The organism is Candidatus Erwinia haradaeae (assembly GCF_900699015.1).
Lineage (GTDB): Bacteria > Pseudomonadota > Gammaproteobacteria > Enterobacterales > Enterobacteriaceae > Erwinia_E > Erwinia_E haradaeae_E.
In genome coordinates this window covers 1-22,207 of the sequence record NZ_LR217738.1, presented here as the reverse complement: position 1 = coordinate 22,207, position 22,207 = coordinate 1, and the positions used below count along the sequence as shown (strand labels likewise).

Annotated in this window: 8 protein-coding genes; 4 read left to right on the top strand and 4 right to left on the bottom strand. The window is 27.4% G+C overall.

The annotated features are described in order from the left end of the window. Window positions 1–974 precede the first annotated feature (974 nt). Together ERCIPICE3303_RS03280 and ERCIPICE3303_RS03275 are read right to left on the bottom strand one after the other, a co-directional pair. The gene (locus tag ERCIPICE3303_RS03280) at window positions 975–1,535 is read right to left on the bottom strand and encodes a recombinase family protein (protein WP_157991335.1); all 561 of its coding nucleotides are present in this window, start codon (window positions 1,533–1,535) and stop codon (window positions 975–977) included. 2,497 nt (window positions 1,536–4,032) lie between these two features. Further along, window positions 4,033–4,593 (bottom strand): phospholipase D family nuclease, encoded by a 561-nt coding sequence (locus ERCIPICE3303_RS03275; RefSeq protein WP_157991332.1) that lies wholly within the window; start codon window positions 4,591–4,593, stop codon window positions 4,033–4,035. Between the two features lie 4,567 nt (window positions 4,594–9,160). On the opposite strand from ERCIPICE3303_RS03275, the gene ERCIPICE3303_RS03270 reads away from it, so the two are divergent. Then, window positions 9,161–9,658, top strand: coding sequence for an Hsp20 family protein (locus ERCIPICE3303_RS03270; RefSeq protein WP_157991331.1), 498 nt, complete (start codon window positions 9,161–9,163; stop codon window positions 9,656–9,658). A gap of 4,077 nt (window positions 9,659–13,735) precedes the next feature. Here the strand turns inward: ERCIPICE3303_RS03270 and ERCIPICE3303_RS03265 are convergent. Beyond that, entirely contained in the window at window positions 13,736–14,920 is a 1,185-nt protein-coding gene (locus ERCIPICE3303_RS03265) for a NupC/NupG family nucleoside CNT transporter (protein WP_157991330.1), read from the bottom strand. Between the two features lie 97 nt (window positions 14,921–15,017). Beyond that, window positions 15,018–16,319 (bottom strand): adenosylmethionine--8-amino-7-oxononanoate transaminase, encoded by a 1,302-nt coding sequence (gene bioA, locus ERCIPICE3303_RS03260; RefSeq protein WP_157991329.1) that lies wholly within the window; start codon window positions 16,317–16,319, stop codon window positions 15,018–15,020. Window positions 16,320–16,422: 103 nt separating this feature from the next. On the opposite strand from bioA, the gene bioB reads away from it, so the two are divergent. The 3 genes from bioB (at window position 16,423) to ERCIPICE3303_RS03245 (ending at window position 20,790) form a co-directional block, all read left to right on the top strand. Then, window positions 16,423–17,463: a biotin synthase BioB gene (gene bioB / locus ERCIPICE3303_RS03255; protein WP_157991328.1), complete on the top strand. Its 1,041-nt coding sequence runs from the start codon at window positions 16,423–16,425 to the stop codon at window positions 17,461–17,463. 2,120 nt (window positions 17,464–19,583) lie between these two features. Next, a complete protein-coding gene (locus tag ERCIPICE3303_RS03250; protein ID WP_157991327.1) occupies window positions 19,584–19,742 on the top strand; it encodes a hypothetical protein in 159 nt (52 codons plus the stop codon). Next, window positions 19,735–20,790: a Replication protein gene (locus ERCIPICE3303_RS03245; RefSeq protein WP_157991326.1), complete on the top strand. Its 1,056-nt coding sequence runs from the start codon at window positions 19,735–19,737 to the stop codon at window positions 20,788–20,790. Before ERCIPICE3303_RS03250 ends, ERCIPICE3303_RS03245 begins: the two co-directional genes overlap by 8 nt. Window positions 20,791–22,207: the final 1,417 nt, after the last annotated feature.

Genomic DNA, 22,207 nt, shown 5'->3' with positions numbered 1-22,207 from the left:
TATAGACTACTTTATTAACTACATGTGCGTCATTTACACTGAGTAAACAAATTTAATTATCAAGATGTTGATTCATTATCTTATTATGTTCATATAGCAGTTATTAAGTTCACAAATTTAAATTATACAGTGCTCATGCAGTTATATTTAACTATAACAACTTTCCATTAATACTGTGTAACTCTATCAATCTGCATATCTATATCCTCCTTCCTATCTGATAAGATGTATAACAATCTTCTTATCTATTCACTAAAGTGAATATGCCAAATAATATATATCGAATTAAATAGATAAAATTATGAATTTGTCTTATTACGAAGTGCATATCTTAAATTTAATTGAAAAAAATAAGATGTTATCTATCTTGAAAAGATGTCGGATATATAGTGATCTAAGAAGATTATTGAATAATTTTTTATTTATCATCTCAATTATATACAGCTTTTAATTAACTGAATAGTAAATATTGCAGACTTTAATCAATCAAGCAGAGAACACCATCTACATTAATATCTATATATTAATTAAATTTTAGATCAAAAGCATATGATTATTTATTTAATTAATGAGTATTTATACTAAAGTTTGAACATATATCCTACCTTGATTCTCATCAGGATCAGCACTAATATAAATTTAATTGTTTCATAAGAAACTTATCGAATACTGTTTTTTATGTATTTTCAATCAATTTAAACTTTCTTTCTTATTATAAAATAATAAATATTTAGTGAATCTCAATAAATAACATAGACCAGTTTATATTGCTAGATGCTGCATATGTGAACTGGTCTTCAATAGTTTGTTGAGAAAACTCTAACATTTATCATATTCTTAATCTTGACTGACTCAAAAGTGTCTCTTGTTAACAGAATGTCTAACACTATTGTATTTTACAATCAATTCTAAAAATCCATGTCGTTGTTATTAGATATATACATCAAATATTATAATCATATTCATAACACTTTCTATCCTGCTCTTCTTATATATTGATATAATGTTTCCCGACTGATCGAAAAATCACGTGCAATCTTTACCTTTTTTTCTCCAGCAGCAACACGCTGACAGAGTTCAGTGATTTGTTTTTCTGAAAGCGCTCTTTTTCGACCTCGATAAACACCACGTTGTTTAGCTAATTCAATTCCTTCGCGTTGACGCTCTTTCAATAGAGAACGTTCAAATTCAGAAAAGGCTCCAATAATAGCTAACATCAAATTTGAGAGAGGTGAGTCTTCCCCAGTAAAACTAAGATTTTCCTGGACAAATTCAATCCGCACTCCACGTTGTGTTAACATTTGAATAATACGACGTAAATCGTTAAGATTGCGCGCTAAGCGATCCATACTGTGTATGAGTACAGTATCTCCGGAACGAACAAAGTCGATTAATGCCGCTAATTGAGGTCGCTTGATCTCCTTTCCTGATGCTACATCAGTAAACATTCGATCTACTTTGATACCATCAAGCTGTCTTTGTGGATTTTGGTGTATGGTGCTAATTCGGGTGTAGCCAATACGTTGTCCTATCATAAGTTTTCTCGAAAATATCAAAAATAACTCTATAACTTTTACTTCCATATGCCAATAAAAATCAAAATCAAATTTTATTCTGACGTTTTAGAGTACAAATCTAATGCCATAATATGCTATATCTTAAGTTGACACTTAAAGACAAGACGTACTAGAGAATGAAGAAAAATATTAGAATTATAATACTTATTACGATCTATCTCTAGTTAACATTAAGATTTTTAGAAGTACTTAAACTACTGTGTAGTTCTTTAACAAGTAACTGACTATACTAATAAAAATATTAAAAACTTCTATTACTCATCATCAAAGATGATGATAGATATATAATTGCAGACTCAACTAATAATCTGATTAGCAATCTGATCGAATCGTTTTGTCTATAGATGCTGAAAATAAGATCTATTAATTAAAATGGTTCACATAAAACGATTTAATTCAGCATATAATTCTATTAATAGATCAAACACGACCCATTTCGAATTGATTTGAGTAATTTAAGATATTAGATAGAATGATTAAGTTGATATAACCACTCATATTAATATAACCACTTAATCTCATGGCTAGGAAATAAATAATTCCATAATTACCGCTATTCATAAGAATCAAAATTCTTAATAAGATACGGTTAGATTATACTCATATTTAATAATTTATAACTCTCCATATATAACACACTTATAGATAATTAGATGTAAGAAATATAGAGGGATACTGAAATAAGATCAATAACCTTTCATAAAGCTTTCAATTAAATTCTTTAATAAAATTTTATATAAAAATCTTAAGCAGCTGAGTTTTTAGCAGTAATTAAGTTGGATTAATATAATAAAATACTTATTTGTTACTCTAAAAGAGACCTGCTATCATAAACTTTAAAAGTTGACTCTATAGTATAGGGATTATCATATTAGTTTCTCGTATAATTTTATTTATAAACTTGCATAATCTAGATTATAATTAATTAGTGATGAATTTTAAAATTATTTTTCATACTAATATACTTGGTTTACGTTGGATTACTTATAATCCGTAATATAAAATAATCACTACTACCTCAATGCTTAAAAAATGAACTAATCTAATCTAACAATAAATTAATAATATTCAAGATAATTTAAAAAGATAGCAGTTTGACTATTTATGGTAGTTATAGATCATATTATTAGTTTTATTTTTATTCTCAGATCCTATCTATTTTTCAGATTTCGTGAGCATATATATTATATTACAATATATTTTCATAAAATCTTTTCAATACACTTATTTTATAAATACTAATTCATTAAAAATTAATAGAAAAAATATCATAATATTTAATAATTTAAGAGCTCAATGCATGACTGATTGCTCGGAAATTTTAGCCTCTAAACTACTTATGGTAATTTATGTTTATTAATTATTGGATCTATAAAAAGAGAGAAGATTCAGTAATCTCATTTTATTAAGTCTTTGTTGAAGAAAATTTAAATACTTGCTTATTTTTTATAAATCTTTGTTTAATATACATTAACAAAGAAGATAGAAAATATAGATAAGTAAGCTTACTGAAAGAAATATATATTTAATAAGGAACATTATCCTTTGGATAGCATCGACCCTATAATCACTGTTTTAAAAAATAGATAAAATGCAGATATTAGACAAATTATTATTAATAAAACATATCGATAGATTGCTTAAAATCTCATACTTAATTTTACAGAAACTTACTATGTTATACTCTTCTCTATCTAATAGTATTAGAATAAAGATGAGATTAATATCTATCAAATAAATTTGAGTACACTGATTAGAATATTGATTCTAGTGAATCTAATTTGATTGAACTATTAGAAGTCCTGAATAATAGGATAAGATCGATTGTGAAATGCGGTAATTAATAATCTATACACATAATTTTACCATGATGGGATACGATAGTCTAAACATATACTCCATTGTTATCTCTAATGAAAGACAAGTTCATTTGTAATATGTAATATGCTAAACAAAATTGAGATATCGAATTCTCTTATTGTCCTTTGTATGCTACTTAATTAAAAGGGGGAATTATACTAATAATATAGTAAGCAAATTTTTATGTATAAATGTATATATAAACTATTATATTCACAATAGTCAGTAAGAACTATAGAATCATTAGATTCGATATTTAAATAAATATGATGTATAAAACCTAATCTTTCTTACAGAAAGAATAACTATCCATCTTTACTAACAGAGATAGAGCACTAAATTACTCTTGTCAACTGATTAATTTAAAAATATTCTTTAATATATTTAAGAACTAATTCACACATCACTAATAAATACAATAAAAATGTAAACCATCAGATGGGACAGGAATTGTTTAGATAACATCAAAATTCTTTAAGAAACGAATATCTTCTTATGTCAATATATTACTTATTCCATAATAAATAGCCTAAAAAAGTGATGGATATAAATAAATTTTGAAAAGAAGATAGATATAAACACATATTATTTCACATTAATACATAGGTTGAACGGATACTGATTCTAACCATAATCGATTAAATTCTTGAGAATATTGGCTTGCGATATCTAATCGATTATGAAAATAAATAACATTTTCTGCATTATGAAAAGCAGCATTTTGTGTATAATTAAACGATCCTGTTTCAACTGAAACACCATCAATAATCATAAATTTATTGTGCATAATAGAATACTTTGCATTAAGTCTAACTGAGACATGATGATTAATCAAATAGGTTACAGCAGTATATTTACCGCTATTTGATTTTTTATCGGCGACTAATCGTATATTGACACCTCGATTTTTTGCCTCAATCAGAGCTAAAGCTACAGGTTTGCTAGTAAATGAATAGGCAGCAAGATCTATTGATTTTTTAGCTCCTGTAATTGCTGAAAGAACAATCTTTTGTGCGGTCCCTTTTGGAGAAAACCCAATCTCTACATCTTGAGAAGTTATACAAACTGCATATATAGGCAGGGATATTAGAATGAAAAAAAATGTAAGACTATTCAAAATGAATTTCACTATATTACCTATTATTACAAATACCATGATAAAAATATTAGTTATATTGTCTTTTATTCAACAAATGTAATCTTGGATTAAGAGCATCCTATTCTCACCAAGAAGATAGGATGTGTCAGTCATTAATTGACAGGTCTATGTAAAATAGCTGCTTGATCTAAATCAATTCAAATTTATTATTTATCTTCACTGTATAAGATTATTAGTTGCTATGCTAGTAGATATGCTTTCATGAGACTCCATCCTTATGGATGGATATATAAGAATGTGATTTACGTTGTATCCTATTTATAATCTATTCTATATCTTGAAATATTTTAAATTCAGGAAAGAACTAGCTTATCTAATTTTATAATAAAACTATTTCTATAAATTTTGAATATTAATGATATATATCTAGAATATTAATGAAATTGATTTATTAATATCATCAGATAAATTTTAGACCTATTGTATACATCTTTATCTAAAATTAGTCTATGTTTTAATGAATTAAATAGGATAAATATTCATATCAGAATATAGATATTTTATAAAAATATGAGTTTTCTAAAAAATTAGATAAAGTTATGGCTTTTATTTAATTTATAGGTTATCACCTTTACAGGTATTCTAGAAGAATGATCTTCGCACATATAGCAGGTTTTTATTATACAATCTTGCTTCATATTATATATCTTGTATTAACTTACTATGTAAGGATAGTAAAAAATACTAATAACCGGAGGTTATTCTAACTTAATTAATCAAATCTAAAAAACAGGTTATAGAGGCTAAATCTAATGAAATCATAACTATTTTATTTACATATTTTAGATTAGAATACAATCAAAAAAATTTTGTATTTTAAGAAACTAATAGAGATAAATTAACAATCTAAATACAATTCAATACTTCTATTATTGAATAAGGAATTCAATATTTTCTCTAAGTGACACCAAATGAATAATATAATTTTTTCTGATTAATGCTAAATCTTAATATAAAATATTGAGACAAATTACATCGTCTAATAATTTACGAAAATCGTTTTATTACATTCAATAAAACTTAGATTTGTATTCAATATAATCATAATCAATGCATTATATTATAATTTATTTATCTAGAATCGTATATTCTAAAAGAACGACAAAGGATATGAAACTATAAGTAATAGCAACAACATATAGTATTGTATACTACAGATATAAGAAGAGATTATTGCTTAAAGCTGAAAAATTTTAACTGAAATATTTCTAGATATAATCTCATAAATTATAAATAAGTTGCTAATCTAATTCTTATTTATATAATCAGAACTAGCAAGATAGCTCTAAGCAACAAGGTAAAGATTTTGTCATTTTATTATACTTTATGTATCAAAACCTAAAGCTTCTCTCTGCTTCCATGCAAGTTCTAATAATAATTATTAGCTGGCATATTCATTTAGAATTTAATATCTATAAATATATAAAAAATTCTATATCTAATTATATAAGTCCTGAGCTGACTCAACGTATTTTACTTAAGAAAATTTATCTAATCTAGGGATATGAGTAAAAAATAAGATATTCATCTATCCCATCTATATACTCTTATTAATGCATTAATCCCAACACTATCTATATCTGATGACCTGACGCGATAGACTAGATAACTCACTTAGAAAAGTAATTCATTTCTATGTTAGAAATATAGCATTTCTTTTTATTGTAGATAATATTAGTAATACTACAAAATAAAGATATTAATAAATACTTATTTGAGAAACTCTACATCACAGATGAAAAACAAGGATATAAACTCCAGTTATTTTATATATTTCTAATATAAAAAACTTTAACAATGATCACTAATTAAGAATTAAATCTTTTTATTACAATCGAAATAAAATCTGTTTATTATAGTTGATAGTTATATGTATCTATTAAAAATCAGTATAATAATGACTGTGCTTGATTAAACAAGGCAAAGAAATCTAGATAAAGATCTATACTGTTATTAATATTCAGTGTATTGACTTTTATATTTAAATAATTATCAACTGAATGTATATTTAAAATCTATCTGATATTATAAATACAGTTAGTTTAAATTTTGTGATATATATAAATATATAGTAAAGAAATTCTTGATTTTGAATATATAAACTCAAATCTATCAATCTCTTTAAGACTTCGAAGTATCTAGGGATAGATTACTATCGAAAAAACAAGATTATACTCCATATTCATGAACAGAGGTAACAATTAAAGTTTAACTATTGTTAATTAAATATTGAGCTATAAAGGATTACATATATTGTTTTCTTATGGACAGCTAAGAATGCATGCTCTTAGAATTGCAACACATTTTAAATGAATTAATTAAATATGAAACAAAAGATGAACTTATTCAGAATTCTATAAGAATCCTCCTTAGTAATAATAAATTTTTTATTTATTGATATAACTCATTCTTACGTTTTTATTTATTCTTCATCTGACACTTTACCATCCCATAATATCGATTTAATACATAATAATACGGTCATATCATCAATCATACTTAATACTTACTACACCATTGATCTTTATCCGACTCACTTAGTCTCTTCTTAAATATATTGGGAGGCTAGGTCTTTAAGCGTGATAGTTTAAAATAAATAACATCTATAACCACTCTAAGATATTAATTTTATTAACTATAAACAAATAATATCTTAGATTGAATTTTGACTAAAAATTCCGATAAATTATCATAACAATAGTAAAAAATAAATATCACTATTTTAATATTCTGTTGATTATGTTACATATCTAGTTGTGACTTCCTATTTTAGTCTAGGAGATCTATTTCTAATAGAAAAGATGACTAACGAAACCTCAAGATGATTTTGATAAAATCAATAATTATACTTACAATTATAATATTAGTCTATATCTTGATTAATGATCATTAGGTCTCATAACGGAATGGATATGTACATACCAAATATTTTAATATTATAGAAAATTATCTATTAGACTTATAATTTATATATTTCTTGATTAATTACAAAGTTCTTATAAATTTTATGGATATTATTAAATAGAATAAAAAAGTATACATCTATGTCTAAAGAAGATATTGTTATGTATATTAACTGAAAAGTCCATACCTAGATGTTGATTTAATGAAGAGAGAAGTGATTAGTAAATCCTATAAAATAAATATCTATCTAAATAAGATTGTCATTTGAAATTAATAAAAATTCAATATTTTTAAACTATGAAACAAAAATCAACATGCTCTCAACTCTATTGATATACGAGTAAAACGAAGCAGATTTCTTACATAGATATTAAAAAGTTTTTCTCATTAATCAAACCAACTCATTAACCAAATCATGATATTTAACAATGAATTCTGACCTAAATTAAGGATAGGATAGAATTATAAAATCTGTGATTCTAGAGTATTTAAGATAAGAATGAATAGTGTAGATATTTGTCTTTATCCTGATTGTTCATTGATATGAAATCTACTTAATTATGTAGAAAGTGGATTTATCTTCTAAATTAATGAGGATGAAAGTAATTTAATAATTGTAGAAGAAACCATTAAAACATAAGAAAAAGTAAAATTCCTCTATTACTCTCATTAAGAGAGTATGTTTACAATTTGAACTATTTTCATAAAAGACCACATTGCTATATATCTAGAAGTATAATCTCTTTTCCTACAAAAACTAAAATTATATATATGTCAGATCTATTTTAGTTAGACATTCATCTAATTAATCATGATCTTTAGATCAACTGTTCACATGACTGCGCTAAAAACTAACTAATCCCTATAAAGATATTAATTCAATATACATAAAAGGACAAGAGCAACGATAAAGATTATGTTAAATAGGTTCAAATTTAACATTGCATGGTATTCATCATATACTCTCTACTTAATACTGATTATATATCAAATATTGTTTATTAATCTAAAAAACTGAGAATTAATCTAAGTTTAATTAACATGATTGAATCATAGCAACTTCTATATTTTCTGAGAAAAATCAAGGCATATTTACTAACTAATGACTGTGAAGAACAGAGAGGAATGTATAGTTCTTTTTATATCTAGAATTTAATGTTTTAGATTAAATTATTATAATCAATATATTTTTTACATACCTTACCTGAAATACCTACGAAACAACGTAATCTAGTATACTGGAATGCTAAATTACAGTAATTTTAGGAAAATTATTTGAATCTTCTATTCAAGAATTAATACCGGATATTCTTAGAGAAGAATTTACTACCATTTTTATAAAATAAGATAGATTCTTGAAGCGATCACCATTCCAGTGATAATTTTAATCAACTATAGCTAGGTAAGCTAATTAGCAGTTATCTTTAGTTATCGTGGAAGTAAAAACAATACAATAGACATGTATTCTAGTTAATGAACTCATACTATGATGAACTAGGCTAATCTACTGCATGAAAAACAGTGGACTCGAGTAACGAGAGTATTAATTTTTCTAATCTTTTTGAGTAATCATCCTTGAAAACATATCCATTTGTACCTATATAATAGATATATAAACATGATTTTATTCTCAATAATATATATTTTATAGGAGGATGCTATGGCCTATCGTTCTTTTTCTCTTATTCCTACATGGAATAATAATCTTTTATCTGATCGCTTTACACAGATTGACAACCTTTTTAGCCGTCTAACAGGCGAGGCTCCTGTAAGTGATACCCCTGCATATGACCTATTTCAAAAAAATAAAGAACATTATGAAATGATAGTAAGTGTGCCAGGATATACACAAGATGAACTAGATATTTCAGTGCTTAATAATCATTTTACTCTACGTGGTAATCCAAAGAATGAAGATACAGAATCTTCTGAAGAAAAAGAAAGCATTTCTTATCTTCACAAGGGTATTCAAAAAAAAGGATTTTCTCTAAGCTTTAGCTTGGAACATCGAATTATGATTTATCAAGCTAAATTAGATAATGGACTGTTAACATTACAATTTACTTATGATATTCCTGAACAAGAAAAACCAAAGAAGATTTCTATTGGATCAATTAATAATAAAGATGGATATGCTGTTAAGCATAATGAATCTTAAAATTACTAGCGCCCTTACAAGTAGGGCGCTCTTTTCTATGACAAGAAAGATGCTCTAATTGTTATACATTTTGTTATATATGTTTAGATAGAGATAAAAATGATAAATTTAATACAAAGATAAAATAAGTTTTACTGTACAAAATCTTGAAGACAACTCTCTCTCCTTAAGTAGAATAGGAGATTAGGCTATAATTGAGCCTTAAAACAAATCTAAGCTTTCCTGTAAGTTTTATAATCTATATTACTTTTTAAATAATTCATCCTAGCACGTTTAACTATATAGATATTGTCTATAATACGAGAAGACGAGGTTGTATATTGTTCTTACAATATACAATGACTTAGATAAACTCACGGAGAACTAGATATTTCTAATTTAAAGATTCTGTTTATTATATGTATTAATGTTTATCAACATAGAATCTTGAAGTAGTAGAGCGTTAAATTTCTATATAAAAGACTCTTTCTTTAACTTTCAGTTATATTTCATTATGTTTAAAAATTTAATATATAGTATTCTAGCTCATATATTCACTTATAATATAAAAGATACCAACCCTGATCATTGGGTCTTAATTAGAAGACATTAGAAGCGTTATGCAACGCTACAATCTATAAGTAGATAGTGTTACTTTTATAGAAATAATAAAATATGAGATTTCTATATATCTCAATAAAATCAAATTTCTTGATTTAAAGAATCAATTTTTATCTTACTAAATGATGTTTCATTACTATATTATATAATTTAGTTTATTGTTTTTTTAATTAAAAATTGTAACTAACATTAAGAAAATAATAAAAAACTTTCTATATATTATTATATATCTATTTTCTTCTGATTAAGCACTATAAATTTTAGATCTAGATATATAAAACGGATAATGATTAAACAAGATTTTGTCATAATTTTTATTATGAGACAATACACATTGTGAATGATAAAATAAGTTCTTTTAAATAAAGCATCTTTTGATTTAAAATATTTGTCTTGAGAGTGATTCCACGTAAATTGGATAAAAATATTTGATTCAATTTATATTATTCATCTTTCTATCAGCTTTTAAACTATTAAAAACTTGAGACTAGATAGAATTGCATGATCTTATCAAGATAGTGATTTTTTATTGTATATGCAGGTGACAGCATTTAATAATCTAAAAATTCTCTTATAAGTGTTCATTTGAAGTATATAGAAAATAAAAATAAACATTCTTAAATACTGATATCACTTCTTGCAAAGAAAAATAGTGAATATGAAATATTAAATGATATAAATTATTTTAAAATTAAAAATATACGTAAGATTAAATAAATAAGAAAAAATAGATTTAACATCTATGTAAGGACCCAAAAGAAAATTAGGTTTCTTAACCTAAGACTATTCTTACTTTTTTCTTATTGTAACTATCATTTTTTGCGAAACATCTGCTTAACACTGTACTAACACACAGTGATATCTATCATTATTGTTTTAATCTTTCTAGAGAATCTATCACTACGAAATATTTTAAATTAATCTTAACCCGTTACTCATCTCTTCTAGAGATCTTATCTTATTTTTTTCAGAAAGGAATATCATAGTTTTGAATGGCATCATCTACATCTATAACCTAACTTCACTTCATCCATATAAAAACCAAAAAAAAACTAGGTTATACTCATTCAATTAAAAGTAAAAACTTTAATAAGTATCAAGGATACTACTATCCCTCATAGTAGCTCTATAATGATTCTTAATCTTAACCGTAATATAAACTAGTTATATAAATATAAAATAATTTTATCAGTGTTAGCAAGATCTATCTAAATAGATATTTAACACAAAAACACTTTTTCTAAAAATTAGCACACATATTTTTCTTAATTGATGTTTTTATCTAAAAGAAAGCTATGAATGATATTATGACTAATTCCTATACAACTTATAAAAATATAATAATATCAATATAGTCTATTCTTTCTTTGTATTCAAAGACAAAAGATAGAGCCACAGATTGAAGTGATTTCAGGTAATAAAACAATCTTCACTAAGATTATGAAACCAAAGTATTTAAAAATACTTTTATTTTAATTCTATAATTGATAGAGTTAAAGTCTAATTTAACTATTTCTTTATAAAAAGTTATATTCATATAAAACTGAAACTAATTAGAGTTCGATTTTATTTTTTAACTTTTTTAAGATAATCTCAGTCAATGTACAATAATCTTTTTATTAGACAATAGAATCTAGTAAGTACAACTCACCTAGCTTTTTTAAAGGTCTATAACTTTTCATAATACACCATACTATTATTCATGACTATTATATATATTTGGTGATATTGAAGATAACATATAAACATTTCCATTTTCTTTAGAGCTACTAATGTACCTTGCATACTAGTAAGATTAAATAGTAAAATAACATACTTAAACTAAAATTAATCTCAGTTCCGATAGTAATATTGAAATAAAACAAAGAAAATTCAATAAATTAGGTAGATTTGTATTTAAAATACATAACTTGTATATAACCAACTTCTAATTAAATATTGTGACAAAATTATCTAAAGTTGTTATACATACTAAATGGTTGTAGATCATTGTTAGAAATATAGTTTCTATCGAAACTTCTTTTTTGTAACATTAAATACTTATTATTGTATTTTATTCTAACAATTAGAAAGTTAATGACTTTATATAATCCAAAAACATAATCATTAGATTATATTTTCTTAAATCTCATTATTTTCTAATAATATACTGACTACATTAAGAAATTAAAAAACTTAAAGACATAAGTAATTACAATCCCGTATGCAATCTAGTCTAATTTTTATTACTCATGTTGCCTGAGATAATACATTATTGTGATATAGATATAGATAGAAGATTAGACTTGTTATCATTTGTGAATGATTCATACTAGAGTTATAAAGTTTTAAACAATAAATATATGACTTAATCTTATAATAGTATTTTTATAAAAAATTATATTAATACAATATCCCTTTACCTAGTAAAGTTTTTATTATGACAGATAACATCAACCTAATATTCTTGATGCTTATTAAAAATAAGACAGTTAATCAACTGTAATGATTATCATAAAAAATCAGTATAGTATCTTCTATTAATTAATTCTTGATAAGAAAAATCACATTTTATAGTATCACTATACTACTATTTTAGTGTAGCAGTGTACTGTCACATAAGTTCTTCATATCTGTTATCAATCACATTCTTTAGAATACATAAAAGCATAGATTAATACATTTAATAATATAAATCATAAGTATAATTTTTCTTTGAAGGGAAATAAACCTTCCACTATCTTATAACTTTGCTTCATCAGGTTTATTTAAACAATCAAATACCGAAATAACTCTATCATTATATAATGAAGAGATGCTTAATGTATTATTTAGATCAATTATAATCAATAATCTATTTCTAGATTATAACGAGCTTATTATTATCGTAAAATTCTTTCATATCTCTTTTCCCTTGTAAAAACTATATTAGAGTTAATTAAAGATAATATAGATTGTTACCATAAATCGTTATGACATGATACTATGACACTTATAGCAATTACAGAGATGTACAATAATATAGTTCACTACTAATCAGTAAAATAAACGAAATAAGAGAGACTAGTAAATTACATATAGAAGATTGCATGAAAACTAATTCTAACCATTTTATTATGTTTTCTCCTCATTTCAGTAGCATCTTATTATAAGATACAATATGGGTAGTTATCAGAATTACTGTTGTAATGTAGTTATATAATTTTTTATTTATTGATCTTGATTATTAAAATAATCTTACTAATTCATTTACCTAAAAAGATAATTATTTTTGATCTAAACCACAATTGCTTAATACAAGTAGATATTGCTTTTATTAGCAATCAAAATAACTTCTTATCCATATTGCTACAATATTTCTCAGTCAATCACATCAATAAGGAATACGGATATTTATAGCCATGTATGATATGCATCAATCTTAGTACTATTGAATAATATACTGAATAATAAAAACACAAAAAATCTATAGAATATCTCTGTTCTATCACTAGTTTGTTAAAGAACTAAACCTGTGATCGCAGCTGATAACAGACTTACTAGTGTTGAACTATATAAAAGCTTTAAGCCAAAGCGTGATACCATATTTCCTTGTTCTTTATGTAGCCCCTTGATCGAACCACTTACAATTCCAATTGATGAAAAATTAGCAAAAGAGACTAAGAATACTGACAGAATTCCTTCAGCATGAAGAGACAGTATTCTAGTGACTTTTTGCATTTCAATCATTGCAACAAATTCATTAGTAACCAGTTTTGTAGCCATGATACCACCTACTTGCAATGCCTCATTACTTGGGACACCTAATACCCATGCTAGTGGGGAAAAAGCATAACCAAGAACCCCTTGAAAACTAATACCAAACACAACATCAAATAAAGAATTAAAACTAGCAATTAAAGCAATAAAACCCATAAGCATCGCTGTTACAATCACCATTACCTTAAAACCGGCTACAATATATTCATTAAGCATTTCAAAAAAACCCTGTCCTTTATAAGGATTAACTAATGTTAGATCTTCTTGTAAATCCACGCTATAAGGATTAATTAATGATAAAATAATGAAGGTGCTAAGCATGTTTAATACTAATGCTACAATTACATATTTTGGTTGTAATAAGGTCATATAAGCACCCACTATAGACATGGAGACAGTCGACATAGCTGTTGCCGCCAAGGTATACATGCGTTTTTCTGAGATCTGTCCTAATATGTCCTTGTAAATAATAAAGTTTTCTGACTGTCCAAGAATTAGTGAACTGACTGCATTAAAAGATTCTAGTTTACCCATTCCATTAATTTTTGATAAAATAGTGCCAATTATACGAATAATAACCGGAAGAATACGAAAGTGCTGAAGGATACCAATGAGCGCTGATATAAAGACAATAGGACAAAGAACGTTAAGCCAAAAAAATGCGAGCCCTTTATTACTCATATTGCCAAAGACAAAATTAGTCCCACATGCTGCATACTGTAGTAAGTGATCAAATAACTCTGAAATGTTTTTTACAAATTCTAACCCTATTTCAAGATGAAGAAAAAACCATGCTAATAAGATTTCTATAACAAGAAGTTGGCTTACAAAACGAATACGGATCTGCTTTCTATTATCGCTTACTAACATAGCTAAAACTATGATCACACATAGTGATACCAAAAAATGAAGAATCCGAGACATATCTATACTCCAGAAAATAAATAAGGACTGCATTTTATTGTATATACTATGTTTTTATATTCAGTAAATATTAAACAAGTAGTCTAATAGACTCATTTTATATAGGTATTGAGGAATCAAAATGCTCAGGATAGTCTAAAGAGCTAGCAATAGCATTGATAAGTTGCGCAAGTGATTCTGACGAAATAATATAAGGTGGTATCACATAAATAAGATTTCTGAAAGGGCGAATCCACACACCATGCTCCACAAACCAATTCTGCAACAACGATATGTTTACAACCCTGGTTACTTCTACTACACCAATAGCTCCTAACACTCGAACCTCTCGAACATTTGGGTGATCTACTAAAGGCAACAAACCGCTACTTAGTTGAGAAGAGATTGCCATTACACGATGATACCACTCTTTATCTTCAAGTAGAGATAAACTAGCAATCGCTGCTGTACAAGCTAAGGGATTACCCATAAACGTTGGACCATGCATAAAACAACCAGCATCACTATCGCTAATAATTTCTGCTATATGACGACGAGTTAAGGTAGCAGAAAGCGTTAATGTACCGCCAGTTAGTGCTTTCCCAAGACATAAAATATCTGGAATAATATTGGCATGATTACAGGCCAACCATTTACCGGTACGACCAAATCCGGTTGCTATTTCATCTGCAATTAATAGTATTCCATACTGATCACATAAAGTTCGTGCTACACGCAAATACTCAGGGTGATAAAAATACATTCCACCAGCCCCCTGTACAATTGGCTCCATAATTACTGCTGCTAATGTATTGTGATACAAAGAAAAGAGTGCGGTAAATTCTGCATCATCACCTGTTTGCCAAGTTTCTCCAAAACGTCTTGCAAGAGTATTAACAAACCGATTAATAGGTAGATAGCTTGAGTACATACTATGCATAGAATTAATAGGATCAGAAACTGACATCGCGCCAAAAGTATCACCGTGATAGCCTTGACGTAGCGCAAGAAATTCACGGCGAGGATGTCCAGATGCTTGCCAATACTGTAGTGCCATTTTCATAGCAACCTCTATAGCTACAGAACCAGAATCAGCTAAAAAAACACACTCTAAGTCAGAAGGCATGGATGCAACTAAACGACGACATAACTCTACTGCAGGTGGATGAGTAATACCGCCAAACATAACATGCGACATTTTACTAATTTGACTATGCATTGCCTGATTAATTACCGGATGATTATAACCATGAATCGCTGCCCACCAAGATGACATGCCGTCGATTAATCGCCGCCCATCTCCGAGAATCAATTGATAACCATTGGCAGAGACAATCGGATAGGTAGGTAGTGGTTTAGTCATCGATGTATAAGGATGCCAGACATGTCGTCTGTCGAAATCGAGATCATCAGTCTGCATCAGAATATCCTATTAAATAAATTTAAATACATTCTGGACAGTGTAGCGACAAACTCTATACTTACAACTATCTATTTCCTTAAATATTCTATGGGTAACCGTTATGTCAATTTCTCAGCATTGGACCATTGAGCAAACTAGATTATTATTTGACCAACCTTTTTTTGATTTGCTTTTTAAAGCCCAACAGGTACATCGTCAGCATTTCACCTCCGGTGAAATCCAAGTTAGTACACTTCTATCGATAAAAACAGGCGCTTGTCCAGAGGACTGCAAGTACTGTCCGCAAAGCGCGCGTTATAATTCAGGAATTAAAGGAGAGGATCTAATAGAAGTAAAAAAAGTACTTGATGCAGCACAAAAAGCACGTAAAGCTGGTTCTACGCGCTTCTGTATGGGCGCCGCTTGGAAAAATCCACGTGATCGTGATATGCCGCTACTTGAAGAGATGGTTAAAGGCGTTAAAGCAATGGGACTTGAGACCTGCATGACCCTTGGAATGCTTAATGAACAGCAAGCACAACGCTTGTCAAAAGCTGGTCTAGATTTTTATAATCATAATCTAGATACATCACCAGAATTTTATAAAAATATCATAACTACGCGTAGTTATCAGGATAGACTAGATACACTGAATATTATACGTCAAGCAGGTATTAAAGTATGTTCTGGTGGTATTGTAGGCATGGGTGAAAATATTAATGATCGCGCAGGATTATTAGTACAATTAGCTAATTTACCAACACCGCCAGAAAGTGTGCCTATCAATATGCTAGTTAAAGTATCAGGTACACCACTATCTGATAATGATGATGTCGACCAATTTGATTTTATTCGTACTATTGCTGTAGCACGTATTATGATGCCTTACTCTTATATTCGTTTATCTGCTGGAAGAGAGCAAATGAATGAGCAAACCCAAGCACTGTGTTTTATGGCTGGTACTAACTCTGTGTTTTACGGTTGTAAATTACTCACAACCTCCAATCCAGATGAAGATCATGACTTAAGATTATTTAAAAAACTTGGTCTCACTATCCAGTGTCAAACAATATCAAAAGGAAATAAAGAGCAAGAAGATAATCTAACAGAGAATTTTCTATCTCTAGATACAGAAAAATACTATAACGCTGCGCGTGAATGAGATACAGAGGAATAGGATAATTAATAACATATTATATAGCCAGCTTCTTCTATCAGTATAGTATCTGAGATAAACTTTAATGTTTTTATTTTAATGATATTGAAAATCAGTCTGGATACAAATAGAATAAATAAGTATCGTATCAGTTTTAGTTTAGTATGATTTAAATACCTTCATAATTCTGGTCTTTAGAAACAAATAAAATTTGTTATTAATTAATTATTATGATCATAATAATTATTTAGAGATTAATTATTATAACACTTTTATAGACAAGCTATCTAACAAATAGAGAGCCATCTGATCTTGTCTTCAAGTAGATAGTGAACTTAAAATAAAACCGCAGACACCAACTCGTCTGCGGCATAGTTAAAAGTCATATTATAGATGACATCCTTCGAGATATAAATATGACTGATATAGCAGTTCTTTATTGATTGCTATAGAAAATAAGTCTTAATATTTTATGCTTATCTAATGTTTAGAGAACTTGTAGCGAAAGAATTGTTTAAAACTAGATCGCTATAGTAGATTAAAATATTATAGTTAATCTAATCTCAAGTCTGAAAATAATTGTTTAATTAATATCGAATTATTTTCCTACTAAACACTTTCAGTAATAACCAATTTGTAATTGAGAAGAATCGAATAAATATCATCTACTTTCTAATCTTTTTTAACTCTTAGACCTACTCTTAATAGTAAATAGAGTCAAAAAATAAGATTTATCTGCATAATTTTAAAAAGTTCTTGAAGAATAAAAATATTACTGTTATTAGCCTTTCTATATAGGTAGGATCTATGTTATAAGAATAGATAAGTGAACTACATTCCATCTACTAGTTATATCACGATGATAAAATCATCGCATAACATCGTACAGTTCAAACAAATTTTTTGAACTTAGATAGATAAATAACAAAATCCACTACCTAGATAAGTTTAATAAATATAAGAGATGGATTACAAAAATATAGAACTTCTTTTTTGTAAATTTTATTGATATAATTTATGATCTAATAAGGGTATAATTATTATGTCTAAAATTATCAAAGAATAATAAATAGAGAAGTTTAATAATGTTTAATATATAAACCTATAAGACAAAAAACTTTTATTCTTAATTAGATAGATAAAACGAAAAGTTTATTAATGAAAGAGCATGGATCGTCCGCCAAACATTGCTCTAACATATAAACAGAGTATGAAATTAACTTGGTCTACTAGAATAGGGTCTCGAGCAGATAAAAAAAACTGTCTTCCGATGATTTAATCAGAATCTTTATCAAGAAAAGATCTTGCTGGGAAAAACACTGAACCCTATAAAACGTCATGACATAAGCTAATCCATACTAAAAAGATGAGTGATCTGTTCAATCTCGTCGAAAAAAAATTAAGTTGTTGATTCCACCCAAAATAGGGATGAAATATTGGTTACACCAGTAGATTTAACCTAACAACACCGTAATATATCGTCTTAATACGATAGTACGTTTAGTATGGGATAATAGAGAAAGCGGTTATGAATGAACCTGGATCACTTAATTGTTTTTCGTGTTCAATACTCAGAGCAAACATATTAGTCTGTGAAGCTGAATGGCACGAACATACAGATTAGACACAGACTCTAGTCTAGATCCTAGATATAGATTATGTTTTTAGGAATGACTAAAATAAAATCGGCAATTCTGTATAAGATCAAATATTCCGATTCAGATATACGAAGTATGTAAACTAATTAGCTTAAAAGTTATATAAGATAAAATCATGAAGCAAATTAAGTTATAGAGAGAATTATATCTCCACGTATATCTAGGTAAAACAACATGGAAATGGTCCTATCTTTAAATAGATAATTAATAAATCTCCATATCCGTTCGTACAATAATATATGTAAGATACGGTAATGGAACTGAATTAAGGAAGACTGCGTTGATCAATCCTTGGCTATCTATTGTAATACAATAAAAAAAGTAATTTTAGAATAGATAAAGAGATTGTGCATGTTGTAGTTGTATTTTAGATTGATCCTAATGTTTAACCGTTTTCTCGGAACAACAAAACAAACTTAATGGATTGGATGTATCCTAAAATCGTCCGGGAGATGCAACCACATTGAAGTGGTTGCTCAATGCAAAAACCCCTCGATTCTGCGTCAACTTGGCGGAAGAACCAGAGATCGAGGGGTCGTTAGCAGGCTAATGCCTGTAAAGGATTATAACGAATGCATTTTAAAAAAACAACCCCTATCCGCCATAAGATTTGGACAGGGTGAATGATCATTCTATAACTCTTCAAGAGTCCGGACAATTGTTATACCGTCAAACACGTCGTGGCGAATCTAATTGTCAGCGTAAAGGGCAGGTCAAAACGCATCGTAATCATCAGCCAAAATTTATCGGCAAAATACCGCGTGGAATGGCTGCAAAAGTTATGGCTTGTATCAAAAATCATGACTGGCGGCAAAATAGTGATCTTATAGCATTGAGAAAACATGGTTATACACCCTATTCACGTATATTTGATCGTTCGTATCAACCAAAACCACTTCGAATAACAGCTCGCTCTGAAAGCCGAGAAGCGCTAAGCGCCCTGTCATTAGCCTTAGCAGCAAACTGTGATTACAGCCCATATAGTAAATATATGTTTGAGGTTATCTTACCTGTAGCAGAAATAGCGCAACGTATGGGAGTTCTACATGTCTATAATAATGGGCGCAAGGCATATGACGTATTACTACATGCTTTGCGTGTACTTGAGCAATTAGATTACGTAGTAGTTCACCGTGATCGAGAAAGTGATTCTGGTCAGAATAAACCGATGAGAGTCTTCTTAACAGAAAACTTTTTTACCTCACGTGGAATGAATCTTAAAAGTGTTCGTCAATGGTTGTATAAATATCGTCAATGGGCAACATCAGCAGGCATTGCGGTTTCTTTGCGCAATAAATATGAGCGTCATCAACTTAAAATGGCACGTCTTGGAATTGATATTGATCGTCATCATTCATTAAAAAATCGGTTAAACAAAATTAAACGTTGGGTTATCAGCCCAGAAATATTTAATGAAAAAGAATCTATCATTGCAAATCTTAATACCTCCGTAATCGCTCATAACAAACAACATATATCATCTCAGGATTTAAGTGAAGTACGCTACCAAATGGCTTGGTGGACCTGGTCAGCTAGTGATGCTTGTACACCAATAATACGATTAAAATTAGAAAATGCCATTAAGACGGAATTTCCACATCTCTTTAATCATTCTACAAGCACTGAGCAGTATTATCGACTTCTTCTTGAGCGTGCAGGAATCCCTCTACCATGACCTAGCGATTTAAATCGCTAGGTATCTCACTAAATAGATTGCATTATAAACAAATTCTAAACAGGATTTGAATCCCTCCTGCCCTTCGTATAGAAAAATCTTTTTTTTTATCTTTATCTATACTAGAAATGAGTATTTTAGCTTTCAAAATCAACTTAAAATGAAGAATTTTTTATTTATATTATCAGATAACTCTTAAACTTTTCTTAAAAAAAACTAGATTCTTAGATTTTTTATTTTCTTTCATTAATTTCGAACGTTATTCCTGCACAAAACATGCTTTCTAAAGAAAGACTACCTAAAGCCTTTCAAAGTCTTTAGGTAGATCTTTTTTATCTTTAAAAAGAAGAGAGATTCTTATCTAGGAAATCTTCTAGAAATCAGAAAAATAGAAACTCTTTCTGAGAACACTGAAATAGCTATCAAAGATAAAATGGGGAATGAACTAAAAATTTCTTTAATAAGAGAGATACAGTAGAGTGGAATAAAGTGGAATAAAGTGGAGTAAAGTGGAGTAAAGTGGAATTACACATCTCATTATAAAGAAGATGTCTAATTTAATATAAAATGTATTTTTTCTGTAAATAGAATTTCATAAATATGTTTTTATTTTTAAAAATAATAATTTAATCTAAATCATTAATTCTTTGCACACCTATTAATAATAGAAAATTAGAAACTAGTAGTGATAATTCATTATTAATTTTAGAAAAATTGTAAGAGTGATTTATAGTAATAAATTGTATATTTACATAATTGGGAGATGTTATAATTATTTTAATATTCTAACCATATATACAGATATATCCTTCTACATGTATTGACTGATAGTCAATTTTTTGATTTATATTGATTGAATAAAACTAAATTCTAATTTATGATAAAATCTTCATATTGTTTATTACTTTTAACAAATTTATTTCATCTAATTTTTAATTGAATTTAAATAATTTAACTATAAATTAAAATAGTGAATATAGGAATATTATTCTTACTAACTTCAATTTTAATAAAAAGAAACTAATAATTATATTTCAATATAGATAGATACTAATTTCATAGTAAACATTATGTCATAAAATTTAATTTAACTGTAGTGACACTTAATCTAAGGAATAATAGTGTCTAATAAAAATAAATTTATTGAAATCTAATACTATTTTAATTTATATATTTTATATAAATAAAGATTTTTTTAATCTTTATATATTTTATTCTGAGAATTAATAAAGATAGAGTTTTATATAAAAATATAATATAATTAGTATATAAAATTGATATTTATCTAAAAAAATATGATTTATATTGATATTATGGTCTAAATCACTTAAGTTTTATATCTTAATTTTACTATTAAATTCAATATAAAAATATTTTATTATTTAGTTTGAAACGCATTGTCTATAAAAATATTTAT

Bases quoted from the DNA above. Each gene is read 5' to 3' on its own strand.
- ERCIPICE3303_RS03275 (WP_157991332.1), bottom strand. From the start codon at position 4,593: ATGGTATTTGTAATAATAGGTAATATAGTGAAATTCATTTTGAATAGT.
- ERCIPICE3303_RS03270 (WP_157991331.1), top strand. From the start codon at position 9,161: ATGGCCTATCGTTCTTTTTCTCTTATTCCTACATGGAATAATAATCTT.
- bioB (WP_157991328.1), top strand. From the start codon at position 16,423: ATGTCAATTTCTCAGCATTGGACCATTGAGCAAACTAGATTATTATTT.
- ERCIPICE3303_RS03265 (WP_157991330.1), bottom strand. From the start codon at position 14,920: ATGTCTCGGATTCTTCATTTTTTGGTATCACTATGTGTGATCATAGTT.
- bioA (WP_157991329.1), bottom strand. From the start codon at position 16,319: ATGCAGACTGATGATCTCGATTTCGACAGACGACATGTCTGGCATCCT.
- ERCIPICE3303_RS03280 (WP_157991335.1), bottom strand. From the start codon at position 1,535: ATGATAGGACAACGTATTGGCTACACCCGAATTAGCACCATACACCAA.